The sequence below is a fragment of the Tumebacillus permanentifrigoris genome (assembly GCF_003148565.1).
Lineage (GTDB): Bacteria > Bacillota > Bacilli > Tumebacillales > Tumebacillaceae > Tumebacillus > Tumebacillus permanentifrigoris.
This window is the reverse complement of the sequence record NZ_QGGL01000011.1, coordinates 1-24,843: the sequence shown is the minus strand read 5'-3', so window position 1 is coordinate 24,843 and position 24,843 is coordinate 1. Positions and strand designations below refer to the sequence as shown.

At 56.0% G+C, this 24,843-nt stretch carries 25 protein-coding genes and 1 pseudogene; 10 read left to right on the top strand and 16 right to left on the bottom strand.

Annotated features, from left to right (window positions below; all coding sequences use genetic code 11):
* Window positions 1–48 precede the first annotated feature (48 nt).
* The gene (locus C7459_RS13360) at window positions 49–1,353 is read left to right on the top strand and encodes an AAA family ATPase (protein WP_109689800.1); all 1,305 of its coding nucleotides are present in this window, start codon (window positions 49–51) and stop codon (window positions 1,351–1,353) included.
* Window positions 1,350–2,021: a retron system putative HNH endonuclease gene (locus C7459_RS13355; RefSeq protein WP_109689799.1), complete on the top strand. Its 672-nt coding sequence runs from the start codon at window positions 1,350–1,352 to the stop codon at window positions 2,019–2,021. The genes C7459_RS13360 and C7459_RS13355 overlap by 4 nt, the downstream gene beginning before the upstream one ends.
* A 17-nt stretch (window positions 2,022–2,038) precedes the next feature.
* Here C7459_RS13355 and C7459_RS13350 read toward each other — a convergent pair whose 3' ends face one another.
* Complete coding sequence (locus C7459_RS13350) at window positions 2,039–3,298, bottom strand: APC family permease (RefSeq protein ID WP_109689798.1); 1,260 nt, start codon at window positions 3,296–3,298, stop codon at window positions 2,039–2,041.
* Between the two features lie 157 nt (window positions 3,299–3,455).
* Entirely contained in the window at window positions 3,456–5,078 is a 1,623-nt protein-coding gene (locus C7459_RS13345) for a glycosyltransferase (RefSeq protein WP_109689797.1), read from the bottom strand.
* A 363-nt stretch (window positions 5,079–5,441) separates the two neighbouring features.
* Here C7459_RS13345 and C7459_RS13340 point away from each other — a divergent pair, with 363 nt between their 5' ends.
* From C7459_RS13340 to C7459_RS13330, 3 genes are read left to right on the top strand one after another with little or no spacing between them, the layout of a single operon-like run.
* Window positions 5,442–6,305 carry a bifunctional 5,10-methylenetetrahydrofolate dehydrogenase/5,10-methenyltetrahydrofolate cyclohydrolase gene (locus tag C7459_RS13340; protein ID WP_109689796.1) on the top strand — a complete coding sequence of 288 codons (864 nt, stop codon included), beginning with the start codon at window positions 5,442–5,444 and terminating at the stop codon, window positions 6,303–6,305.
* Window positions 6,305–6,946: a cyclodeaminase/cyclohydrolase family protein gene (locus C7459_RS13335; RefSeq protein WP_109689795.1), complete on the top strand. Its 642-nt coding sequence runs from the start codon at window positions 6,305–6,307 to the stop codon at window positions 6,944–6,946. The genes C7459_RS13340 and C7459_RS13335 overlap by 1 nt, the downstream gene beginning before the upstream one ends.
* Before the next feature lie 12 nt (window positions 6,947–6,958).
* The gene (locus C7459_RS13330; protein WP_109689794.1) at window positions 6,959–7,867 is read left to right on the top strand and encodes a LysR family transcriptional regulator; all 909 of its coding nucleotides are present in this window, start codon (window positions 6,959–6,961) and stop codon (window positions 7,865–7,867) included.
* A gap of 16 nt (window positions 7,868–7,883) precedes the next feature.
* Here C7459_RS13330 and C7459_RS13325 read toward each other — a convergent pair whose 3' ends face one another.
* From C7459_RS13325 to C7459_RS13305, 5 genes are all read right to left on the bottom strand, one after another.
* Window positions 7,884–8,621, bottom strand: a complete 738-nt coding sequence (locus tag C7459_RS13325; protein WP_109689793.1) for a hypothetical protein — start codon at window positions 8,619–8,621, stop codon at window positions 7,884–7,886.
* A 38-nt stretch (window positions 8,622–8,659) separates the two neighbouring features.
* Window positions 8,660–9,481: a hypothetical protein gene (locus C7459_RS13320; protein ID WP_109689792.1), complete on the bottom strand. Its 822-nt coding sequence runs from the start codon at window positions 9,479–9,481 to the stop codon at window positions 8,660–8,662.
* Between the two features lie 146 nt (window positions 9,482–9,627).
* Window positions 9,628–9,858 carry a hypothetical protein gene (locus tag C7459_RS13315; RefSeq protein ID WP_109689791.1) on the bottom strand — a complete coding sequence of 77 codons (231 nt, stop codon included), beginning with the start codon at window positions 9,856–9,858 and terminating at the stop codon, window positions 9,628–9,630.
* A gap of 62 nt (window positions 9,859–9,920) precedes the next feature.
* Entirely contained in the window at window positions 9,921–10,133 is a 213-nt protein-coding gene (locus C7459_RS13310; protein WP_109689790.1) for a hypothetical protein, read from the bottom strand.
* A 48-nt stretch (window positions 10,134–10,181) separates the two neighbouring features.
* Entirely contained in the window at window positions 10,182–10,505 is a 324-nt protein-coding gene (locus tag C7459_RS13305) for a DUF4870 domain-containing protein (RefSeq protein ID WP_109689789.1), read from the bottom strand.
* Window positions 10,506–10,602: 97 nt separating this feature from the next.
* Between C7459_RS13305 and C7459_RS13300 the strand changes: the two genes are divergently transcribed.
* The gene (locus C7459_RS13300; protein ID WP_109689788.1) at window positions 10,603–10,875 is read left to right on the top strand and encodes a hypothetical protein; all 273 of its coding nucleotides are present in this window, start codon (window positions 10,603–10,605) and stop codon (window positions 10,873–10,875) included.
* Window positions 10,848–11,660, top strand: a complete 813-nt coding sequence (locus C7459_RS13295; RefSeq protein WP_109689787.1) for a Cof-type HAD-IIB family hydrolase — start codon at window positions 10,848–10,850, stop codon at window positions 11,658–11,660. Before C7459_RS13300 ends, C7459_RS13295 begins: the two co-directional genes overlap by 28 nt.
* A gap of 56 nt (window positions 11,661–11,716) precedes the next feature.
* Here the strand turns inward: C7459_RS13295 and C7459_RS13290 are convergent, their stop codons facing one another.
* From C7459_RS13290 to C7459_RS13270, 5 genes are all read right to left on the bottom strand, one after another.
* Window positions 11,717–13,549, bottom strand: coding sequence for an ATP-binding protein (locus C7459_RS13290; RefSeq protein WP_109689786.1), 1,833 nt, complete (start codon window positions 13,547–13,549; stop codon window positions 11,717–11,719).
* A gap of 119 nt (window positions 13,550–13,668) precedes the next feature.
* Window positions 13,669–14,820, bottom strand: coding sequence for a 5'-3' exonuclease (locus C7459_RS13285; protein ID WP_109689785.1), 1,152 nt, complete (start codon window positions 14,818–14,820; stop codon window positions 13,669–13,671).
* Between the two features lie 28 nt (window positions 14,821–14,848).
* Window positions 14,849–15,157 (bottom strand): hypothetical protein, encoded by a 309-nt coding sequence (locus tag C7459_RS13280; RefSeq protein WP_109689784.1) that lies wholly within the window; start codon window positions 15,155–15,157, stop codon window positions 14,849–14,851.
* Between the two features lie 103 nt (window positions 15,158–15,260).
* Window positions 15,261–15,629, bottom strand: coding sequence for a hypothetical protein (locus tag C7459_RS13275; protein ID WP_109689783.1), 369 nt, complete (start codon window positions 15,627–15,629; stop codon window positions 15,261–15,263).
* Window positions 15,630–15,643: 14 nt separating this feature from the next.
* On the bottom strand, window positions 15,644–15,958 hold the full coding sequence (locus tag C7459_RS13270) for a hypothetical protein (RefSeq protein ID WP_109689782.1): 315 nt from the start codon (window positions 15,956–15,958) through the stop codon (window positions 15,644–15,646).
* A 133-nt stretch (window positions 15,959–16,091) separates the two neighbouring features.
* On the opposite strand from C7459_RS13270, the gene C7459_RS13265 reads away from it, so the two are divergent.
* Complete coding sequence (locus C7459_RS13265) at window positions 16,092–17,009, top strand: DNA-3-methyladenine glycosylase 2 (protein WP_109689781.1); 918 nt, start codon at window positions 16,092–16,094, stop codon at window positions 17,007–17,009.
* Between the two features lie 83 nt (window positions 17,010–17,092).
* Here the strand turns inward: C7459_RS13265 and C7459_RS13260 are convergent, their stop codons facing one another.
* The 3 genes from C7459_RS13260 to C7459_RS13250 all read right to left on the bottom strand — a co-directional run bounded on the left by C7459_RS13260 (window position 17,093) and on the right by C7459_RS13250 (window position 20,533).
* Window positions 17,093–17,635 (bottom strand): acyl-CoA thioesterase, encoded by a 543-nt coding sequence (locus tag C7459_RS13260; RefSeq protein WP_109689780.1) that lies wholly within the window; start codon window positions 17,633–17,635, stop codon window positions 17,093–17,095.
* Between the two features lie 163 nt (window positions 17,636–17,798).
* The gene (locus C7459_RS13255) at window positions 17,799–19,136 is read right to left on the bottom strand and encodes a metallopeptidase TldD-related protein (protein WP_170119452.1); all 1,338 of its coding nucleotides are present in this window, start codon (window positions 19,134–19,136) and stop codon (window positions 17,799–17,801) included.
* Window positions 19,136–20,533 (bottom strand): TldD/PmbA family protein, encoded by a 1,398-nt coding sequence (locus C7459_RS13250; RefSeq protein WP_146201000.1) that lies wholly within the window; start codon window positions 20,531–20,533, stop codon window positions 19,136–19,138. The genes C7459_RS13255 and C7459_RS13250 overlap by 1 nt, the downstream gene beginning before the upstream one ends.
* 216 nt (window positions 20,534–20,749) lie before the next feature.
* On the opposite strand from C7459_RS13250, the gene C7459_RS13245 reads away from it, so the two are divergent.
* A complete protein-coding gene (locus C7459_RS13245; protein ID WP_109689778.1) occupies window positions 20,750–22,315 on the top strand; it encodes an N-acetylmuramoyl-L-alanine amidase in 1,566 nt (521 codons plus the stop codon).
* A 46-nt stretch (window positions 22,316–22,361) separates the two neighbouring features.
* Here C7459_RS13245 and C7459_RS13240 read toward each other — a convergent pair whose 3' ends face one another.
* Window positions 22,362–23,111, bottom strand: a complete 750-nt coding sequence (locus C7459_RS13240) for a C39 family peptidase (protein ID WP_109689777.1) — start codon at window positions 23,109–23,111, stop codon at window positions 22,362–22,364.
* A gap of 419 nt (window positions 23,112–23,530) precedes the next feature.
* Here C7459_RS13240 and C7459_RS13235 point away from each other — a divergent pair.
* Window positions 23,531–24,843 (top strand): annotated as a pseudogene (locus C7459_RS13235) (NTTRR-F1 domain); the annotation flags it as partial.

Here is a 24,843-nt window from a genome sequence, read left to right as displayed (position 1 = left end):
GGTACATAACGAGAAGTGGGTTCATATCAAGCATGAAGAGGTGTCCACATGAAACTAGCACGTCTTGAACTTGAGAACTATCGTGGGTTTCCACGTTTGCAACTACAATTGGACGGACAGAGTGCGATCATCATCGGTATGAATGGTGCGGGTAAGTCTACGGTTTTAGATGCGATTGCGACTGCGATGGCACCCTTATTAAAATCGATTACCCAAGACGATGTACTTCAACGAAATTTTAGTGATCTTGATATACGGCATGACCGGGCTATGGGTAAGGTATCGATTTCAACGATCTATGAAGGCAATCAATATGATTGGGGATTAAGTAGAAAGCAATCGCAAAAGAATACCACGATTGTAGGCGAAGATCCCCTCACGAATCTAGCAGCAAAAATAGAGGATCTAATTGATCATAATTTTTTCTCAGGTCATCTTCGCGAAGATGGTCAAGTTTATCTCGGAGAATACACAGATTCAATTCCGATAACCGTTTACTATCCAGTGCACCGAGCAGTACTCGAGATTCCTGTGAGTCTAACAGACAAAAGTTATACTTCCTATCAAAACATCGCATTAGACGATGCCCTCTCCGTCGGCGTCAACTTCATAGAATTCTTCAGATGGTTCCGCTATCAAGAAGACATTGAGAACGAAAACAAGATTCAGAAGGACCGTCTCTTTGTTCATCCACACCTGCAAGCTGTAAGGGAGGCGATAGAAGCCTTCCTCCCTGGCTTTAAAAACCTGCGCATCTCCCGCGTACCCACACAGCGCATGTTGATCGACAAAAACGGCAAGACCCTCACCGTCAATCAACTCTCTGACGGTGAAAAAATCCTCCTTGCCTTAATTGGTGACCTCGCCCGCCGACTGGCCCTCGCCAATCCGGGTCTGGCAAAACCTTTGGAAGGCGAAGGTCTCGTCCTCATCGATGAAGTGGAATTGCACCTGCATCCTGCCTGGCAGCGCGAAGTGATCAACGGATTCCAGAAAACCTTCCCGAACGTCCAATTCATTTTCACCACCCACTCTCCCCAAGTGGTCAGTGAAGTGCGCGACCTGAAAATGTATGTCCTGTCTTACGACTCCGAAGGCAACCATCTCGAAGAGCACGACCCTGTCTTCGGACAGGACGTAAATTTCGTGCTCGAAGATGTCATGGGTGCTTCTTCACGAAACGTCGATGTGAAAGCAGGTATGCACGTACTCTTCCGCCTCATCGAACAAAACGAACTAGACCAAGCCGAAGCAAAGCTTAAGGAACTGGAACTGTTCGTCGGAGCCGTCAAACCATCAGAACTCCTCAAAGCCTCCACCCTCATTCACCGCAAGAGGACGATTGGGCGATGAGATACATCCAGAAACGCTCCCAACCAGACTGGTATCGAGATTTCAAACGGGGCAAGACACACTTGTCATGGGATGATTTTTTCAAAAATGATCAGCAGAAAAAAACTGACTTGAAAGTCGAGCTGTTACAGGAACAGCATTACCTCTGCGGATATTGTGGGAAAAGCATCGATCCGCAGAACAGTCATATTGAACACGTCATTCCCAAATCACGATTGCCTCATCGTGATCACCCTGGTGTCACTACCTATTCCTTTCAAAACATGCTCGCATCCTGCCAATCGAGACGCCGCCCAGACGGAGATGATACCTGCGGACATGCCAAGGATCGATGGTATGACAGAAACTTATTCATTTCCCCTCATGAGGTAGATTGCGAGGGGTATTTTCGCTTTAGCAAACTGGGCGAGATCTTCCCCACCTCGAATGATCCGCACGCACCTGAATATCAAAGAGCAGATTCGACAATAAATGCGTTACGTCTAAACAAGTATGAATTGGAATCCGACCGTAAAAGCCTTGTAGCCAGCTTTTTAGGAGATGACTTCGATCTCGAACTCACCCCCGAGGAGATTACACTCTTGCTGGACAGCTACCAAACACCGGATGCACAAGGCCGCCTTCGCGAATACTCTTTCGTAGCTCAACAGATCTTGCGATCGCTCTAACAAAAAAGGAAACGCCCTCACGCGAGGGCGTTTCCTTTTTTCGAAAATAGCAAGACGGCCGCCCCGATCACGACTGGGTACAACCCCATCCAGCCGAGGAACGGGTAGACGGCAAGCGTCATCAACAGCGAAATCCATGCACAGCGCAAGCCCCACTTGCTATCGTGCAGCAAGCGCACTGCGGCGAGACAACCTCCGAGATACGTTGCAATAAATGTCGCATTCGGCAGTTGGATCAGCGCTTTGATCGAAATCAACCCGTTCGCATACAACACCAGCACGATCAGATAGCAAGCCCCGAGAAAGTACAACGCCCCCGAAGGCGTGTTCCTTTTTTCATCGATCTGTCCGAACTGGCGCGGTGCCTGCCCTTGGCGAGCCAACGCCAATGCGACGCGCGAAGCCGCACCCGTATAAGCAATCGCTGTCGCCGTGCAGATGAACACCGCCGTAACCGCCGCCAAGATCCCACCGAACGGACCGAGGATCTGTTGAATCACGCGGGAGAGCGCAGCAACCGTGTCCGTGCCGCCGTAACTCCCCGTGGCGACGGTCGCAACCGCTGCCATCAGGTAGAGCACGCCGACCGCACCTACAGCCAGCAGGACACCGCGGACCGCCGTCCGCTCCGGGTCGACGAACTCCTCCGACAGATGTGAGACCGCCTCCCAGCCGATGAAGCACCAGAACAGGATGGCCGCCACTTCCCCTACGCTCCACCAGCCATGCGGCATGAAGGGCTGCAGATGCACCACGTCCCAGTTCGGCACCGACCCAGCAAACGCCGCCACCAGCACCACGACGATCGCCGCGACGACCGCCACTTGCACCTGCCCGGCAACTTTCATCCCCAGCCAGTTGGTGCCGAGCGCCACGAGCATGATGACCCCGGCGACCAGCGCTTGTTGCACATCGCTCAGATGCATCGCCGCCGCGAGATAGCCAGACGCGGTCAAGCCATTAATCGGAACGCCGAGCGGCACAGACAAGAGGAAAAACCAGCCGACCAGCGCCCCCCATCGCTCACCAAACGCCCGCGTGACGAAGTGCGAGACCCCACCTGCATGAGGAAAGCGAGCAGATAACAACCCCATCGTGAGGCCCATCGGCAGAACCAACAACGCCATGATTCCCCACGCGATCAACGACGCCGGACCGGCGATCTCCGCTGCGAGCCCTGGCACGAGCAGGACGCCGGAACCGACGACTGCGCCTATATAGAGTGCGACCAATTGCGGTAGTCGAATTGTTTTTTGCAACGTTTTCGATTGACTCATATGCTTCCCCTCCTCAGTTGCGATTGTAGCATGTGAGCTGAAGATTGGGGAAACTGATAAAACTGATCGACATCATCGGCGGTTCCGATGGCTTACAACCCCACTCCTGCAAAAAAGGAAGCGCCCACTCGGGACGCTTCCTTTTTATCAGACGAGATTATCTCTGTACATCCGTTTCGACCTTGCCTGCATAGTGACCGATGATCGAGCGGACACGCGGGTACCAGTCTGAAAGCGGCACCTGCGTGCCCCCCGTCAACACGGAGGTTGGCGTCTCGTCCAGCCAGCCGAGCGATTCGAGGCTCGCCAAGTGGTAGATCGGACCCAACTGACGCAACGGCGTGAAGGCGAGCTGGTGTACCGCATTCGCCACCGAACAGCGTTCCTCCATGTCTGAGCGCGAGAACAGACTGTGCTCCACCGGGTTCAACGCGCCACTAGGTTCTTGATCCGCCTCGATCTGGCTCAGATGAGCCCACTCTGTCCAGCGCTCCCAAGACACCTCGCGGCCCTGTGCTTCCTGCACTTCCAACGTGACGGCTGGCATGACGTGCGCATTGTCATACTGATGCGCGCGTTCCAGAGCGCGTGCTGCCATGCGCGTGCGCAAGTTCGGATCTTCCAGCAGGCGCACCAACGTCTGCACCGCCCCGTTCAGGTCGACCTGTGGCGTAGCACCAGACCATTCCACATCGATCAGCACACCGTCTCCGTCATCCTCGATCAATTCGCCAAATCCATTCCAGCCCGTGCAGACGACCGGCAGGCCGCAGGCCTTCGCTTGGAGCAGATGGAACCCCAGCGTCTCCCCTGGGTCAGTCGAGAGGTCGACCAACAGATCGGAACCTCGAAACTGGCGGTCGCGCTCCTCCTCCGTAGCAGAAACCCGAAACGTGACCGCGCCTTGCAACCCGCGCTCCTCCACCATCTGCATCACATGCAGTCCGACGCGTTCGACTTCCTGTGCTTCCAGCGCATCGAGTTTTTGCGCCATCGTCGCCGACATGATGTCCTTCGAAAAACTCGACGCGATCGTGCGTGCCCACGACTCCGCCCAACTCGGCATCCCGACCACGCCACCGCCACGCGTGGTCGACAATACACTTGCCGAGGCCAGCATCCGAACGGCAAACTCCCCGAGCAACGTCAGGTGTGCATCTGGCACTTGTTGCCGCACGCCTGCGAAACAGTCGAGCAGCGCCTCGATGTTTTTGCCCTCATCCACACCGACCGCCAACAACTGCACGCCGGAGTCTGAGCCCGCTACTTCCGCCTCTCGCACCGTGATGCACGGGGGTGCTTCGACCGCCACGGCAAACTGGGGGGAGATCTGCAACAACGCCTCCTGCACCGAACGCGAGCCCGTCAACAACACATCGCGAACCGTCAACCACGGGGCGACGCTCACCCACTTCCGGAGCCACGCTTCTGAACCGACGGAGTGCGCAATCAGCAGAAAGCCGAGATCCAACTTGCCGTAGTTGCGCGCCATCAACAGATACGGCGCAATCATCGGCAAATTCACATACCACGCGTCCAACCCATACTGACGAGCCAGCCGCTCGACCCCTTCACTGAGAAACGGCAACGATTCTGGCAGGCACTCCACCCAATGCTGGATCGAGCCGCCAAACAATTTCATAAAAGCAAACGGAGGGATCTTGACCAGCACGACCTGCTTACCTAGAGACTGCGCCCAATCGTGAAACACCCGTTCATACCGTCGCCGGGATTGCCCGTCGACATAGCCGATGCGAACTACTTCCGATGCACTCCGCATGCTGTCATCCCTCCTCTGCTCAACTAGGCCACACCTAACATGTAACCGCTTTCTCTATCGGTATAAAAAGGGCAAGCGCCCAAAGTGCAACCGCTTGCGTATTCTGAAAATTTAACGAAGTGTCTACGTCTTCTAACCCTAACATCATCCTGACTAGGTGTCAACGTTGCGCTATGTTATTATTAATAGGTAAGAACCCACGCGATCAGAACGTGTTCACAAAGATGTTGCAAAGTCCACCATTCGCCTTTACTAAGGCTCGACAGCATGATTGAGCATGTGTATAATCAAAAACAGAGAAAATGTCGAACGTTTTACCGACACGACAGACATAATGTTCGAGATTAAGGAGGTTGGAAACTTATGACGAAGCCCATGAAAGGCAAGGAATTCGCAGACAGCATCCGACAGGACGTCCTCACACAAGTCGAGGCTTGGAAAGCACAGGGTCGTGAACCGCGCATGGCCACGATTCTGATCGAAGGTGACCCCGCATCGCTCTACTACGCGGAAGCCAAAGGCCGCGCAGCCGACAAACTTGGAATCGACTACGAACTGCACAAATTTCCAGGAAACGTCACCGAGGAATTTCTGCTCAACGTGCTCGACAAACTCAACCGCGACCCGGATGTTCACGGGATCATGCTGGAACTCCCGCTCCCGAAGCACCTCACCAAGGAACGCATCATCTCCGCGATCGACCCGCGCAAGGACGTTGACGGTCTCACCGCTTCAAACCTGCTCGCCACGATCAATGGCACAACTGGACTCTACCCGGCGACCCCGCTGGCTTGTCTAGGCTTGCTCAAGCACCACGGCTACAGCGTTTTCGCCAAGCACGTCGTGCTGATCGGGATCGGAGAGACGGTCGGCAAACCGCTCCTGCACTTGCTGTTGCGTGAAAAAGCGACCGTGACGGTCTGCAATTCCAAGACCCCGGATCTCGCTCTCCACCTCAAGCGTGCGGACTATGCATTTGTCGCGACCGGTCGCAAAAACTTGGTCACAGCGGAGATGGTTCATGAGAATCTCGTGATCGTCGATGCTGGGATCAACGAGACGGAGGACGGCTCCATCGTCGGCGATGTTGCACCCGACGTTCTGAACCATGTCGCGGCGATGACCCCGACCCCAGGCGGCGTCGGCACGGTGACGACCGCACAACTTTTCGCCAACTTGATGCTGGCGATGAAGTTGCAACTCAACGGTCAGGAGGAATGCTCGTGATGGACAACAACACCGCAACTACCTTCGACCAATCCATTCGCAGTTTCCTCGACGCAGCAGCTTCCAAGTCACACACACCGGGTGGCGGTAGCATCGCAGCCCTCGCGGCGGCGCTCGGTGCCTCGATGACCTCGATGGTCGCCAACCTCACCCAAGGCGCGAAGTTCGTCGACCTCGAAGCGAACATGCAACAGATCGCGTCTGAAATGGTCGCGAACATTCGTGAGTGTGACAACTTATTGGAAGCAGACATGCAGTCTTTTGATACGTATATGAACGCGCTCAAACTGCCGAAGGACACCGATGAGCAAAAAGCGGCTCGCTCGCTTGCGCTCCAGTCCGCTGGCATCTCGGCCACTGAAGTCCCGTTGCGCCTCGCTGAACTTTGCCGCGACGCCCTGCTCACCTCGCAGACGATCGCCAAAACCGCGAACAAAAACGTGATCTCCGACCTCGGCGTCGCCGCCTTTCTGCTGGAAGCAGCCGCCCAATCGGCACTGCTCACCGTGGACATCAACCTGCCAGGTTTGAAGGACCTTGACCGCAAAAACCAATTCACGGCCACCCGCGACCAGATTCAACTCGACATCACCGCCCTCCGTCAGTCGATCGTGACTGCGGTGCGCGGCCGCCTCGCATAGGTCGGTATGGCGATGGAATTGCGTCATCTGAACACCTTCAAAGTCGTCGCCGAAGTCAAAGGCTTCACCCGTGCTGCCGATCTGCTCGGCTACGCGCAATCGAGCGTGACCGCCCAGATCCAAGCGCTCGAGGAGGAACTCGGCGTCCAGTTGTTCAACCGCCTCGGCAAGCGGATCGTGCTGACCGAAGCGGGCACCCGGCTCCTGCCGTTTGTGGCGGAGATTCAGAAGTTAGTGGAAACCGCCAAGTCGGAATTGCTGGAAGCCCAAGTCCCACAGGGGACGCTGACGATCGGGGCACCGGAATCGCTCTGTGCCTTCCGACTGCCATCGCTGTTGCAGGAATTCCGCCGCAAGTTCCCAAGTGTCAAGATCGTGTTGCGCCCTGGGCTCTGCTGGCAGTTGCGCCAACAGGTGCGCAGTGGTGAACTCGACCTCGCGTTCCTGCTCGATGAGGACAAGCCAGAGGGCAACGATCTGCACGCAGAAGTGTTGCTGGAGGAGCCGATCAAATTGATCGCGCCGCCTACACACCCGCTGACCGAGCGCAAGGCGGTATACCCCCAAGACCTCAAGGAAGAGACCCTGTTCCTCACCGAAGTTGGCTGTTCGTACCGCACGATCTTCGAACAGCAATTGAACAGCCACGGCATCTACCTCGACCAGCAGTTGGAATTCGGCAGCCTCGAAGCGATCAAGCAATGCGTGATCACCGGGATCGGCCTCGCCCAGTTGCCTGAAGTCGTCGTGCAAAACGAGCTCGCGGACGGACGATTGGTCGCCCTGCCTTGGGCGGGACAAGCCGTTAGCGTCCACACGCAATTGCTCTATCACAAAAGCAAGTGGGTCTCCCCGGCGATGAAGGAATTTCTGGAGATCACCCGCAGGATGTTTCCAAGCAGACAAAAAACCGCCCGGTAACCCGAGGCGGTTTTTTTTATGCATATTGCAGCGCGGCAACGAAGGCGAACACAACGAGCGCGACAGTGAGAGCAAGCAGCAGGAAGATCAAGACCGCATACGGGATGAACGGACCCCAGAACGCCCGCGCGCCCGACACGCCGTAGACTTGTTGCACCGCGAACACGCGTTGCACGATCATCAAGACCACCGAGCCGATCGAGAGCAGGAAGGCGATGCCACTGCCGATCAACTGCAACAAGATTGCGCCCACACCCGATTCTCCCGCAGCCATCGAAGTCTGCATCGATAGCAGTGAAATCATCCCCCCGATGAAACTCGCGATCACAACGCCCGATAACGTATACGGGTGGATCAATTGCATCAACCGTCCGCGTTCCCGCTTCTCCTCTGGAGACAATGCCGCGTACTGTTGCCCCCCGACCATGCGAATGCCCATGCGGGCAAACCATTCCCAGCCAAAGCGCGAGAGGATCGTGTCCACGAGCAAGTACAGCGTAACCACCGCCCAGACACCGAGCGCTAGAGCCAGCGAGACGCCGTTGCTGGCAGTGTCCAGTCCGAATCCCCTGCTCATCCGTGTGAACGGGGAGATCAGTTGCTCTCGACCCACCAAGAAGTAGATGAGATTGAGCACCGCGTAGAGGACGATGATCGTCCACGTCGCGCGCCATGAACGCTTCATGTCTCGCTCCATCAGAAGCTTTTCGAGCGTGCGTTTCGGTTTAAAAAGGATCGTGATCAGATCAGTCATAGGCTGGATGAAACCTCCTCAGGTGATGCTTTAGATGCTCAAATGCTCAGATGTGAATTCACATCAGGTACGCCCCCGGTGTCGATCGGACCGCCGCCGAGCCACTCAACCACGAACACAAGTACCAGATAGAGCACAATCCCCACGCAGTAGAGCAAGAAGTAGATGAGAAACGGGCCCCAAAATGCCTGACCTGCGCCAATTCCATAAATCTTCTGAATTGCGATCGTGCGGACGATGATCATGTAGATCCACATACCAAATTGTACCAGATTCCAGATCAGGATCAAGATCAAGATCAGGAAGACGATCGTAACTTGCAACTCCGCTTGGCGATCCACTTTGGTGCCGAACTCGGCGTCCTCCAGCAGACTCATCAGCCCTGGCATCAGGAACAAGAGCGAAGAGCACAGCGTCAAGAGCAACATCGGCCAATGGGAGATCCAAGTCGTGTACGGATGCACCATCGCCAGCAGACGGCCTTTGTCCGCCCGTTCGTAGGGGTCTTGCGGATAGTTGCGACCGGCGGAGATGTGCAATCCCAGCCGCACAATCCAGGAGAACAAGATGCGTCCCAGCCCGAAGTAGAGGATCGCTTGGACGGTTCCGCCGATCAAGAGCACAGCGAAGATTCCCCACAACACCACACGCGTACTGAGTTCGTAGGGCGGATACATCTCCGGCGCGCGGTGCGATTCTATAAAACGGAAGAGAAAAATGGCAAAGATGAACATCACCAATACGTTCAGCCCGATCAAAAACCATGTCGTGCCCCACGAGCGACCAAACTTACGCTGTTCGAGCAGTCGATTGAGGGTGACGTTCGGACGAAACATGATGGAAAACAAATTCGTAAGCAACGAGCACCCATCCTCCCATTCAATTCCACATGTAAATGTATTGTAAGATCCTGTCCAGTATACACCACGTTTCCACTTCCTTACTACTGGTATCGGGCGGTAATGCGTTGCAAAAAGACCGCTTCCGGTGAGGGAAGCGGTCTTTTTTACATGCGTTGCGCAGCCTTGATGAACAATGCTTCGCCGCCGTTCAGCCCGCACAGTGCGCATTGGACAAGTCGGGCCTCGCCCTTGTACGGTTGCGCCATCATGTCGGTCGCGTCGATATATCCGATCATTTCACCCGTCTGCGGGTTGAGTTTGACCGAGACCGGTTGTTGATCCATGATGTGAAACCGCATCTTGTTGCGGCACGAAGGACAGGTATAGGGGTCCATTGCGCGTTCCTCCTAACAAAAATAGGTGGAGGTCGCCGGATGGCCACCTCCGATCCCTCGTGTTACGCCTGTACGAGCGGCGCTACGTCTGCGAGCGCTGCGTCGTCAAAGCGGGTCAGGAGTCCGAGAAACAGCTTCTGGGCATCCGCGTCATCGAGCTTCGCGTACATGTTCTTCGAGAGGCCCGTCTGGGCGAGCAGGGAGTTGAGCTTCATGCGCGGCATTTCCTTGAGGTCGCTCCAGATGTTGTCGAGGATCTGTTGTCTGTTTTCCATGAGGACACCCCTTTCACACAAGGTTACCCGTTAGGATTTACCAAAGTCTTAGATCCAATTCCCTGTGATCGGATACTTGCACGACCGTTCACTCAACGCCGACACACTGGCGCGCACCGTTCCATAGATCCCCATCAAGCCGAAGACCAGCAGCATCGGGAAGCCGATCAACAGGAAGACCAACCACCCGGAGATGGTCATCAAGACGACGAACACGAGGTGAAACAACAGAGCTTGCAAGGCATGTTGGCGTACAAATTGCGAGTTGGCCCGCAAGATCAAGATCACAATCGGTCCCAAAAACGGAATGAGTACGATCGACAGATGCGCGGCCAAAGCCCAATAACGATCATTTCGATTCTCTACGTACATCGTTCATCTCTCCTTGAGATTCATTTGCCTAGTAGTACGAATCAACGGGGGAAAGGTTTCATCAGGTGTGATAGAATAAGTACCGAGGTGAACCACATTGGCAGACTATCAAGCAACCCTTCATATACACCCGGCAGGCCAGCGGGCGATTCAAGTCGCCACGGCGCGGGTGCACTTTCTCAACCAGACCTTACAACTGCACGACTTGACGACGATGGACGGCACCGTGTGGGAAGGACCGCTCGACCCGGATGAGGTGGGGCGGATGATGCAGAGCTCGTATCTTATTATCTTGTCAAGCGGACGCACCTACCGCGTGACTTCCGTGGAGGCGACAGATCGATGGTACGTGAATCGGATATCAGGGTGACTGACGGGATCAAGATCGTATTCTTTGACGTGGACGGCACCCTCATGCATGAGCAAAAAATCCCCGACTCCGCCAAGCGGGCCGTGGATCTGCTCAAACAACGCGGCATCCTCCCTGTGCTCGCCACCGGGCGCAGCGAGTATGAGATGGCTGCCATTCGCGAGGCGCTCGACATCGACTGGGCGATCACCTGCAATGGCGCACACATCGGCTTCCGTGGCGAGACGGTGTTCGCCACACCATTCCCCCGTGAGATGCTGGTGGAATGGCTAGAACGTGCGTCCGTCCATCAGCATTCGTTTCTGCTGTACGGGGCTGAGCAGATGTTCATCTCCACCAGCGCCGAGTGCCGCTACTTCCAGCAGGCTCGCCACGAGATCGGGTTTCGCGACCCGCTGCTCTACCAGAGCGTGGACGAGGTGCCCGAGATCTACCAGTGCATCGCATTCCTCGACGAGGGCCAAGAGCGGCTCTACACCGACCGCTTTGAGGACGAGGTGTTCCTGCATCGCTGGCGCCCGTGGGCGCTCGATCTCAACCCGCGCGGGGTGAACAAGTCGGTCGGCATCTCCACCCTGCTCGACCACCTCGGGTTTGCCCCGCACCAAGCCGCCGCATTTGGCGATGGGCTCAACGACCGCGAGATGCTCCAATTTGTCGGACGCGGCATCGCGATGGGCAATGGTCACCCCGATCTGCTCGCCATCGCGCCCTTTCAGACCAAGCATGCCGGCGAGGACGGCATCCTCTATGGCGTCGAAAACATCGTCCTTGCCAGCCGGTAAACGAGACGATAGACGGTAAAAAACCACCGCGTCCACAGACGTCGGTGGTTTTTTTGCTACTCGCCGATCGGGATCAGGATCGTGAACGTCGTGCCGACACCTTGGGCGGAGCGGACTTTGAGCCTGCCGCCGTGTCCTTCTACGATTCGATGCGAGATCGGCAGGCCGAGGCCGGTGCCGTGCTCCTTGGTCGTGAAAAACGGGTCGAAGATTTTGGAAAGGTCATCCGCTTGAATGCCCGGCCCTTGGTCGATCACATCAAAGCGAACCTGTGCGCCTTGCACTTGCGGCTTCGCCGTCAAGCGCAAGCAACCGCCTGGCGGGGTGACGTCGAAGGCGTTTTTGCAGAGGTTGAGGAAGACTTGCTTCATCTGCTGGACATCGACTTTGAGCGGTGGCAAGAAATCCACCGTGTCGATCTGGAGCATCACGCCGCGCAAGTGCGCTTCCGATTCGATCAGCCGCACCACATCTTCGAAAAACTGCGCAGTGTCCACCACCGAACGCTGCGGAGCGGTCGGCTTGGACACCATCAAGAAGTCGGAGAGGATGATGTTGGCTCGTTCGAGTTCCGGAATCAACAGCGTCCGCGTCAGGTCGGCGAAGTTCTCGTGCTTGACCGATCCGGATGCGAACAGTTGCAAGAATCCGAACACCGTCGTCAGCGGGTTGCGTATCTCATGCGCGATCCCCGCTGCAAACTGGCCGATCAGCGCGAACTTCTCATTGCGCATCATCGCTTCTCGCATCGCCTGCAACTCCGTCATGTCCTCGACGATCAGAATGTAGCCGACCGATTCGCCACTCGCATTGAGGATCGGATTGCCGTCCAAGCGCAACGACAGCGTGCGGTCGCACATCTGAAATGTCTTGTGGATGCCATGCAACGGTTGGCCTTCATCGACCAGAGTTTGCAACTTGACGAGCAGGTCTGGTTCCGCCTCCATGACATAGGTGGCGTAGAGATCGGACAGCGTAGTCCCGATCACTTTTTCCGGTTGGAGACCGAAAATCTCTTGGGCTTTTTGGTTGAAGCCGGAGACGCAACAGTCTGAATTCAGAATCAACAGACCGCTGTTCATCGAGTCGAGCACGAAGCTGAACTGCTTTTGCATGTTGTACAGGCGTTCCTTCTCGCTGATCGAGGAGTAGGTGACAACGATCACATTCGAGATCTCCCCCTGTTCATCACGGAGCGGCACCATGTCCTTCTCATTCAGGGTCAGCCCGCCCTCGCCATAGGATTCGATGCGTTGGCGGACGCGTTCGCCGTTGAGGACGCGCTGCCAAGCAAGCTCAGGGTCTGGGTTGGCGTTGTGCAGGCTCGCTACCTCCAAGCGGTGCTTGCCCTGCACCTGACCCAGCGTCTGCTGGTTGTCGATCAAACACTTTTTGTTCGCAAATTCACAGGTGCCGTCCTGGTCATAGATCACAACCGTGACCGGCAACGCATCCAACACGCGATTGCGCTGGTAGACGCTGCGGCGGCGAAAACTCTCCTGCTCCTGCTGATGGAAGCCGAGCACCAGTTGGTCGGTGTAGCGTGTCAGTGCTGCGGAGGCGTCGAGCAGGCGCTTCCTCGCAGGGTCTTCCGATCCGCTCATCGCAGGGGTGAACAGGTCGCCCAGCAACTGGTTGCGCACAAACTGCCCCAGTCGCAACACATCCTCCAGTGCCAACCCTCGTTCCGCCAACTGATAGCCTTGTTCGTGCGCCAGCTTCTCGTAAGGTGCGAGCAACGCATCCAACTCCACAGCGGTCCCTTTGTCCAACGCTCCGAGCAGGTCGCCCAACAGCTCGAGGAGATGAGCTTGGAACGGATCGTATTCTTCCTCTGTCAAAATCCCTTGGATGTCCAGCCACTCACATCCTGCCGCTTGAAACTTCAATCCGAACGCCTCCGCTCTCCGGTTTTATTCTAAATTAAACTTTTGACAGTAGGTGCTCACATTCCTTCCCCATTCGTAAAAAAAACAAAAGAGCCCCGCTGTACAAGGGGCTCATTTTGTTAAACCGGTTGTTCCGTCGGAGCGGACGGCGATCCAGCATTCGGATTCCGGCGGCGACGACGGCGTGGGCGTTTCTTTTTCGGCTTCGCTTCGGTGGTGCCAGCGTCATCCTCCGCAACTAGAGAGGGTTGCGGTGCAGGTGCAGGCGCTTGCGCTTCGGTCGGTTCCAACGAGGAAGCTGCAGTGCTTTTCGGCTTGCGGCGGCGCTTGCGCTTGCGTTTGGCAGGCGTTGCTTCCTCGCCCGGTTCAACCGTCGCAACCGCTGCGCTCTCCTCCAGCTCATCATCTGCGTCCTCCGCCTCAACTGCGTTCATGAAGGACTTGCTGCCATCACTGCCCCACCAATTGTTGACGAGGTAGTCCTCCCAACGCATATAGAAGCGCAGGTCACAACGGATGCGAGCGAGTTCAAGGTTGGTCAGCACATGCTGGCGATGGCTGAGGATCAACTGTTCGGTTTTGTTTTTCGCTTTCGGAGAGTCGAGGAACTCGGCCAAGTCCGGGTACGTCTCCAAGACGCGCAGCGCGTTCGGGCGACGCAGGCCGGAGATGCCCTTGATGTTGTCGGTGCGATCCCCGAGCAGTGCTTTGATCTCGGGCAGTTTCTTGGGATCGACTTGCACGATTTCCTTGACGTTTTTGTGCGTGACCCACGACCCGGTGAAGACACCCGAGTTGATCTGGTAGAGCTGGGTCTTCTGCGTAATCAACTGCGCGAGGTCCATGTCGCCGGAACAGAGGATGATGCGGCGGAAGGAGCGTGCAGCTTCAGCCCGCGTCGCGATCGTCCCGAGCAGGTCATCCCCTTCGTAGTCCTGGGCGTACAGGTACGGGATGCCCTCCTCGCGGAATCGGCTGTAGATCGCTTGTTTCAACGGGTGGACTTCCTTGGGCCGTTCCTTGCGGTTCGCCTTGTAGATCGGCGAGAGGCGGTGGCGGAAGTTCTGTCCGTCGTTGTCAAAAATGACGATCATGTGCGAGGGCTTGAAACGTCGCACCAATTTGCGCATCGTCACGGTGAATTGTTGAGCAGCTTTCTGAACGATGCGGTCGGTCGCTTCCTCATAGTCGCCGCGCTTTTTGGCTTTGGCGATGTGGCGGAATAGCACCGAATACATGATATGGTTGCCGTCGATCAGCAGGAGTTGCAACAGGTTAGCCTCCGCTTCCTCTTCGTAATCAAAGCTCGTCTTCCAAGTCTTCGAGCATCATCAACAGATCGCGGCGCAGGAGATGCCCCGCCTCCTCGACCGACACCGTCTGCAACGGGGTGACTTCCCCATTGACGATGGTGATCAATTGCGCCTCATCGCTACGGACGATAACTTGAAACAAGGCGTCATGGTTGACATGGCGGTATTCGACGACCAGATGTTCTCCATCGCCCACTTGCAACGGTTCCTGGGGCGAACGCATACGTTCGAAACTTCCCATCCGTTCCGGCAGTGGCGAATGCTGCAGAGCGGCGAGTACGTGGTTGTGATCCATATGTACGCTCTCCCTTCATCGGCACTTCCTAGTGTGCCACGATCTGGCAACAGATAGACGGAAAAGGTACCGGATGTTGATTCCGCTACCCTTCCCGCTGTTGTCAGTCCTTTTCCCGACTTGTATGCTCTTCAGCGATGCCATGCCCATCCTCCGCCTCATCCTCTGAGGAGGTATAGGTCTCAACGCGCATCCAGTTGTTCAGATCGTTGATGACGCTGGCCATCGCAAAAACATCTTCGTACAATGCTACGACGCGATCCCAGTCATCCTCCACCGCAATCTTCAACTGGCGGTCCTCGATGACCTCCTCCAGTTGCTTCACGCGGTCGGGAATGCGCGAACGCAGCATCTCCCAACGCTCGATCATCGCTTCTTGCTCCGCGCGGCTGTACTCGTGCCATTCGCGGTGCTGAACGGGGATCTCGATGCCGAGGCGCTCGTTGTACACAAATTCAAACGCGGTGCTCATCCGCTCTGCCTCCCTTAGAAGTGCGCCTTCGCAAGGTCGGCGTACACACTGCGCGAGAGGATGTTCAAATCGCAGACGATGCTGGCGATCTCCATCATCTCGGTGTTCAAGCGGTGCATCTCATCCTCGTCGTTCGCTCTATACATGGCATCCAGTTTCTCCATGATGTCGACTTCTAAATCCTGTACACGATTCGTCATCCCTGAGCACATGATCGCCCAACGGGTGAGAATCGAGCTGCGTTCCTGCTCACTAAACTGCGTCCAGTCTAGATCCTCGCGTAAAATGTTCACGCCCAAGCGTTTATCAAAGACAAAAGCCTCGTGCATCTGGCTCTCCCTCGTTTCTACATCTCGAAAAGTCCATTTAAACACCATTGTAAGTTGTACGCGGCTGGTGGTCAACAAGTATAATGATGGATGAGGAATCCACAACCGTCATTCATCCCTTGAGGAGGGCCCGATGTCCGAACCTACACCCCACTGCATTCGTTTCCAGACACCTGCTGAATTTCATTATGACGAAATCTTGTGCTACTTATCCCGCTCCCTGGAGGAGCTGCTCTACACCGTGGAAGACAGCAAGGTCTATCGGCTTTTGTGCCTCCAAGGATCATACCTCGCCATCCGAATTGAGAGTCCTACCCCAGACTCCTTAGAAGTGCATATCGAAGGATCTGACACGCCCCCAACCGAATCTCAGCTTCAGGAGGCTGCTCGATATGTTTGGGATTGGTTCGACCTCGGTCGGGATCTGCGACCCTTTTATCAAATGGCCGCACAAGATCCCGTGCTGCATCGGGTTGTGTCGCAGCACTACGGACTGCGCGTGGTCGGGGAACCCCATTTATTTGAAGCGATCTGTTGGGCGATTATCGGGCAACAGATCTCCTTAAAAATCGCCTATGCGATGAAACGCAGGTTGGTGGAAACATTTGGACAGGCCGTCACATACAACGGTCGCACGTACTGGACGTTCCCGACCCCTGCTGTCGTGGCGAAATTGACTGTAGATGATCTCTTCCCCTTAAAGTTTACGCAAAAAAAGTGTGAGTACCTGATCGACATCGCCAAAAGAGTCTGTTCCGGGACGCTGACCAAACAAAAACTGCTGGAGATGAACAATCTGTCCTCCGTTGTGAAGGAACTCACCGCCATTCGCGGGATCGGAAATTGGACAGCGAATTATGTCGTGATGCGCTGCCTCCGCTACCCGGATGCCTTCCCGATCGAGGATGTGGCGCTCCAGAATGCGGTCAAGCAACAGCTGGGTCTGGACCGCAAGCCCACCTTGGACGAACTTCGCGAGCGGGCGTTGAGCTGGCGTGGCTGGGAAGCGTATGCGACCTTTTATCTCTGGCGAAGTTTGCAGGGAGCGTAGATCGACTTGTTGAACCTAGATCGGCGGAAGTAAACAGGAAAAAAGCGCCCTTGGGCGCTTTTTTCACATCTCGAAAACGAACCTTACAGGGCTTCCCACGATCTCTTCAGCACGAATTTCTCTGCCAGCTCGCGGCTTTGCGAACGGCGGTCGTGACGAACTTTGGCGCGCTCTGATGCGGTTTCGTGCAGGAATTTTTCTTCCTCGCTCTCCGGGTAGACCGGCGGGACGAGGATCGGGCGATTGTCCGGATCGAGTGCGACGAAGGTGAGAAACGACGTAGCACAGATCGCCCGATTTCCGGTCATCAAGTCTTCGGCCGTTACTTTGACGAACACTTCCATCGAGGTCTTGTGCGTCCACGTCACGAAGGATTCGAGGCAGATCGAATCCCCGAGGCGAATCGGGTGCATGAAGTCCACCGAATCGGTCGACGCCGTGACCACGCGCTGGCGACAGTGCCGCATCGCGGAGATCGCAGCGATGTCGTCGATGTAGGACATGACCTTGCCCCCGAACATCGTGTTGTGATTGTTCGTGTCCGGCGGCAAGACGATGCTCGCCTTGATTGCTCGTGATTCCCGCATGCGCTTAGGCGGCAGGTTGTGGCTCGTTTCTTGGCTCATAGCTCTGGCTTCCTTTCCGTCTCCTGAATCTCGTTTGTCTAACGGTATTATATACGATGCTTCTGGTTTTGTACGCCTCTCGATTGAATTCACTTTTTTGCGTATATTCACAAGTTTTGCAAAAAACCTCCCCGATGCAGATGGGGAGGTTTTTGCCTATCGTTTACTCGCCTGCGATCGTCAGACGGTTCTCAACCCGCACCGCGACCGGGCCCTTGTAGGCACCGCTGAACACTTCTTCCTGCGCGTATTTGGCATGTGTCAGCATGTCAAACAGATTGCCGCTGACCGATCCGCCCTTGACCGGCGTGCGGTTGCCGTGTTCATCGATGTAGTAGCCGAGCTTGATCTCCACCGCAAAGTCGCCGGTAAACGTGTTCGGCATCATCGCCGAGAACGCCACGATGTAATAGACCGGGCCTCGCAACAGCTCCGCCACCGGGGTCGAACCCGGCTGCAACACCAAGTTGCCCGCTTCACCAGTCGCCTCGACGCCAAGGTAATCCGCATAGCGTTGCGAGGCTAGGTAGCTGCGGAAGACATTGTCCTTCACGACGGTGATGTCTCGGCCGGGCAGACCCTCCGCGCTGAAGGAAAACGATTTCACGCCATAGGGCAACGCCGACGAATACGACGCATCGAGCGGGTCGCCCTCGACTTGCTGGTCGCCAAAGAACGGCTCACCTGGCGCGACCTGTGTCAGTTTCATGTACTTGAGACTGCCGCTCACCCGCGACGTCAGCGGACTGAACATGTCCGGCAGTTCCCCGTGTGCGATCACGACCGGGCCTTGCCACGTCTTGGGCAGCTCAGCGACGATGCTATCGCGTGCATACTGTGCATTCTCAGCGATCAGTTCCGCGATGTCGAGGTCTTGCAGACGGCGTCGACGCTCCACAAACCAGTGCTCCATTTCTTCGCCGTCGCCATCCTGTGCCAACAGGACGACTTCCAGCATGAACGAGGTCTCGCGCTGCTCGCCGCTTACGCCAGCTTGGTTGTAGATGCGGGTGATGATCTCCTCAAAAAACATCTCCGCGGCCGACAGACGCACCGCTACCTGTTGGTCTACGGCGCGGAACAAGTCTGCTGTGAGGTGTTCCAACTTGGCAAACGGATCTGCCAATGTCGCTTCGTCCACGAGCAGCACATCCGGGAACTTCGACTGCTGCGGAAGCGACCACGGCTCGTTGTTGGTCAACGAGGCGGCCAACAGGCCTTCCTCGATTTTGGTGCGGAGGTTCGGCAGGTCCGCTTCGGTCAACGTGATCGTCGCCGTGCCCATCGCATTGCCACCCTCTGTCGGATGCGGATGGGAGTGGTAGAGCGTCACTTGGTAGAGTTCCTGCATGACTTCGCGAGTCGCTTCTGGACGAGTTTGGATCAGATAGTGTTGCCACTCGCGCCTTTGCTCATGCAGCACCGACCACTGTGCTACTTCGGGGTGTTGCTTCAACTGATCGATCAGTTCGGTAATCAACTGTCCAGTCTGCAGCGCCATTAGCCCAATCGCCCCTTTAATCGAAGATGAGGTCCGCCATCGGTGACAGGGACCCATTCCTTGTGGCCTTTGCCACAGGTTCCTGCTCCGAGGTGGAAGTCGTTGCCGACCATCGAGATGCTTTGCAGCAGATCTGGCACATACCCGGTGAGGCCGAGCGACTTGTAGATTTTGCCCGTGAACTTGCCTGCCTTGATCTCACGGCCGAGGTGGACGGTGCATTGGATGCCCCAGCCCTTCGGATCTTCCATGCCGCTTTCTCCCGATTCGAGGTACACGCCCTGCTGCACATCCGCCATCATCTCGTCGAGCGTATGCGCGCCTTGGCCGAAGTAGGTGTTGGTCATGCGCGAGTAGGCTTTGCGCAAGTAGGACTCCCGACGGCCGTTCGAGGTGCGCGGCAGTTGCATGAGCGATGTGGAGTAGAGGTCTCCGATGCCTTGCTTCAGGATCCCGTTTTCAATAATCGTCGTGCGCGTCGCTTGGTGTCCTTGGTCGTCGATGAAATGGGAGCCATAGGCACCCTCCACGGTCGGGTCGTCATACATCGACACACAGGTAGCCGCCACTTGCCGATTCAAATACTCGCGGCCCTTGGCACGATCCTTGAGGAACATATCAACCTCCGTGCCATGACCGAACGCTTCATGTGCAATCAGCCCGGAGATCGCCGGCGTCGTGATGCAATCGTAGAGCCCTGGCGCGATGCGCTCTGCGTTGAGCAGTTGAATCGCGTTATCCTTGGCGAGCACCAATTGCTCATCTCGCAAATGCAAACGCTCAAAACCGCCCGAGGCCGAGGCGAACGCCATGTCCCATTCCTGTGTAGCACCATCGGTGGCAAACAGCAAGCTGTTCATCGCCAGACGAGTGAGATCTTGTGAGACGCGAGTGTTGCGATCGACGAACAGCTTCTGTTCGCGAATCTCCGTGTAGTTGACGATCGCGTTGGACAGCCGTGGGTCGAGGCTCTTCGTGAAGGCGAGGCGCTCCTTGCACAGCTCGAGCTTCTCCAGCAGCGAGACGTCCTCTGGGCGGCGCACCGCTTGGGAGGTAAAATGGCCTTCACGCTTCTCGCCAAGCTGCAGCGCAAGGCCGTTTTTCACCGGCAGGGCTTGTTCGACCAGTTGCATCGCCCGACGGTATAGATTGTCGCGCGAGAAGTCGTGGGTGCCATATTCCCACAGGCGTTGCCCATCGTATACCGTGATGACGGCGCCTACGATCGGCTCATTGGGTTCGATCGATTCCTTGTTCAAGTCAACCCCGATATGTGTCTTCGATGTAGAGAGCACCACGACCGATGCATACGGCACCCGGCGCTCCATCTCTTCAATTAGATTCGGTAAAAACTCTCGCAGAGTTGCGGTTGTCTCTTGAAAATAAGTAGCAGTCACGCAGACTCCCCCTCCCCAAACTCATTCACACTTCCTACAATATTCGAAATAAAATCTGCAATTCCTGTCTTCAAGCGACAGGAATTGTAATTTTCTTCCTGACAGCGATTATTACTCTGGGTTACTTCTTAGTTATTTTATTTATAGACACTGTGACAAAAATCATATATTCTGAATTTATAACATTTTCCCTATAGATAGAGGAGGCAATTCAATATGAAAAAAACGTGGGTTTCGGTCCTCGCGACCACTGCACTGACCCTGTCGATGAGCAGTGTGTACGCACAACCGTCGCATGCTGCCAAACCGGACAACCAAACTGCGGCAACTGCACCGGCGCTGGAAAGCGCATTCACCTCGGCTGCCAAGGAATTTGGCGTTCCGAAGGAACTGCTGATGGCGATCTCCTACAGCGAATCGCGTTGGCAGATTGCACCGGAGGAAGCGCACACCCTCGCGGAGCCGGACAAAAACAACGGCAAAGGCTTGATGCACCTCGGTGACAACTCCTTCAAAAAGAGCCTGAGCGACGCAGCCAAAGCGCTCGGCGTCACCAAAAAACAGCTGGAGGACGATGTCCAACTGAACATTCGCGGTGGTGCATACCTGCTCGCGAAGGCGCAAAAGGACCTCGGCAAATCGCTCACCACCAACGTTAACGATTGGTATGAAGCGGTCGCTTCCTTTGAAGGGGCGAAGGACAAAGACGGCGCGGCACTGTTCGCAGACGAAGTCTACCGTGTGCTGAAGGAAGGGACTGCGCTGGCGATCGAAGGCGGTACGCTGACCCTCGACCCGAACCAAGCCATCGCTCCGTCCAAAGGTTCCTACGCGGGCTTGACCTACGGCGGCACCTCTTACGGGCTGACCCCGGACTACTCCGGCGCGATCTGGAATCCGGCCAGCACCTCCAACTATGCGGTTGCCACTCGTCCGACGTCGAACCCGATCAACTCTGTCATCATCCATGACACCGAGGGTTCCTACTCCGGCACGATCAGCTGGTTCAAAGACCCGGCGGCACAAGTCTCCGCGCACTACGTCGTCCGTTCCTCTGACGGTCAGATTACGCAGATGGTACAGGACAAAGACATCGCGTGGCATGCGCGCAGCTTCAATACCAACGGCATCGGCATCGAGCATGAAGGGTATGCCGCGCAAACGGGCTGGTACACCGACGCGATGTATACGCAGTCGGCAGCTCTGACCCGCGCGCTCTGCCTCAAATACAACATCCCGATGGATCGTGACCACATCATGGGTCACTCCGAACTGTGGGGCAATGATCATACCGATCCGGGCGTGAACTGGGATTGGAACAAATACATGAGCAAAGTCACCGGCGTCACGAAAAACTACGCGGCCGTGCTGGTCGATAACACAGACCCGGCATCTGGCTTCACGTTGGGTGGCCCGTCTGCCTACTGGCATCCTACCGCAGGCTACGGCATCCACAACCAGATGACCTACACCAAGGGCAATGGCACCAACCCGATCTCGAACTTCGCAACCTGGAAGCCGAAGATCCCGACTGCTGGCAACTACCAAGTCAAAGTCTTCATCCCGTCCAACTTCGCAGCTACCACCAACGCGAAGTATGAGATCCACTACAACGGCGGCGTGATTACCAAGACGATTTCCCAAGTAGCGTACTCCAACCAATGGGTGAGCCTCGGGACGTACAACTTCGCAGCCGGTAGCGTTGGCTACGTCATGCTCGGTGACAACACCGGCGACACGACGTACGTTGGCGTCGATGGCATGCGCTTCATCGCTCAATAAGCATATGTTGTAAAAAAGCCGTTCCCCAAGCAGGGGAACGGCTTTTTTACGAGTACTTGGCTCGAACGGTGACGCCTTGCTTGCCCATCGCTTCCCAAACGGTCTGGAAGCGAGAGCGGTCGTACTGGACAACCTGACCTGTGAAGGGGTCATGGACGGTGACCGACGTATCGTCATAGCCGGTCAGCAGAACGCAATGCTCGGGCACTTTCCACTCGATCTCCGTTCCGTCTGAAGTGGTCCAGACATAGGCGGTGCTGACCTCGCTGAGATCCATCGAAATCCACGTCACGACTGGACGGTCATCAGCGACGGCGCGCAGCAGTTCCTCAAACTCCGAACCGCTCAAATCCAGCGCGTGATCTGGCAAGAAGGAGTTGAGCAGATCGGCGATCGGCTTGTGAAACACCCCGAACCCGTCCTCACTGTACGGGTCGCCTAGAAATCCCCGGTTCGGGTCGTCCCCAACCAGCACCTCATCCTCCACGTACTCAGGCTGGGCGAGGATGGGCAATCGCTCGACGACAGCGGTTTTGTCGACGTGAACGCCTTGCGATTGCAACAGCATCGTCAGGGAGGTGGCCTCACATCCAGTAGGTAGTTCCGGGCCTTGTTCCAAGATTGGGATACCATTAATCTCGTGTGCTGCGGCCAGCTCTGGATTGGCCGTGGGTGTTGCGAGTCGGGTTGAGGGCATGTCTTCGGTTGCAGCTGTTGAAGGCGTACCTGTGGTATTGCAACCTGATCCCAACACACAAACGCTTACCAACACCGCCGCTTTCCAACTTGTCCGCATCCTGCCTCACCCACCGTTCTGTCCGTTTACAAACAGTGTACACCCTGCTCGACTACAGGGGAAGAAACCAGAGACCTAGAAGGAGAGCGGCACTTGTAAGCAGTGGATGGGAAGAAACTCTCCGTCCTCCTTTTTCTCGATGCAGTTGCTTCTTGATGTCACCCGCACACTCATACATTTTTGTTGTATCTGATGTCATGCTACGGCATCCGTACCTTTCAGTATCAAGAAAAAACACATATACCATAGTGAATTCAACTTGAAAGTAGGTGGTTTTTTTGAGTAATGATAAGGGAAAAGAAAGAGTAAAACGTGAACGTTGTCATCGTTGTGGAAAAAGAAATTGTGATTGCAAAAAAAAACGTGGAGACTGTCGTCGTTGCGGAGAACAAATCTGTAAATGTAAAGTCGTACAAAAAGTGAAAGTGAATGTAATTGTACGAAAAGGGGTACGAGGAGCTACTGGTCCTCAAGGACCGAAGGGGGCTACTGGACCTCAAGGTGCCACAGGGGCAACTGGACCGACAGGGGCAACTGGTGCCACTGGTCCAGCGGGTGAGACAGGGGCAACAGGTGTAGCAGGTGCTACTGGTGCTACTGGTGCTACTGGGGCTACTGGTGCTACTGGTGCTACTGGTGCTACTGGTGCTACTGGTGCTACTGGTGCTACTGGTGCTACTGGTGCTACTGGTGCTACTGGTGCTACTGGTGCTACTGGTGCTACTGGCGCAACAGGAGATACTGGTGCAACTGGTGCTACTGGTGCTACTGGTGCTACTGGTGCTACAGGAGATACTGGTGCAACTGGTGCAACTGGGGCAACTGGGGCAACTGGCGCTACTGGTGCTACTGGCGATACTGGTGCTACTGGTGCTACTGGTGCTACTGGTGATACAGGTGCTACTGGCGCAACTGGCGCTACTGGTGCTACTGGTGATACTGGTGCTACTGGTGCTACTGGTGCTACTGGTGCTACTGGTGCTACTGGTGCTACTGGTGCTACTGGCGCTACTGGCGCTACTGGCGCTACTGGTGCTACTGGTGCTACTGGTGCTACTGGTGCTACTGGTGCTACTGGTGCTACTGGCGCTACTGGCGCTACTGGTGATACTGGTGCTACTGGCGATACTGGTGCTACTGGTGCTACTGGTGCTACTGGCGCTACTGGCGCTACTGGTGCTACTGGCGTAGCAGGCGCAACAGGTGCTACTGGCGCTACTGGTGATACTGGTGCTACTGGTGCTACTGGTGCTACTGGCGATACTGGCGCTACTGGCGCTACTGGCGCTACTGGCGCTACTGGCGCTACTGGTGCTACTGGTGCTACTGGTGCTACTGGTGATACTGGCGCTACTGGCGCTACTGGCGCTACTGGTGCTACTGGTGCTACTGGTGCTACTGGTGCTACTGGTGCTACTGGCGCTACTGGTGATACTGGTGCTACTGGTGCTACTGGTGATACAGGTGCTACTGGCGCTACTGGCGCTACTGGCGCTACTGGCGATACTGGTGCTACTGGTGCTACTGGCGCTACTGGGGCTACTGGGGCTACTGGGGCTACTGGCGATACTGGTGCTACTGGTGCTACTGGGGCTACTGGTGATACTGGTGCAACTGGCGCTACTGGGGCTACTGGGGCTACTGGGGCTACTGGGGCTACTGGCGCTACTGGGGCTACTGGGGCTACTGGGGCTACTGGGGCTACTGGGGCTACTGGGGCTACTGGGGCTAC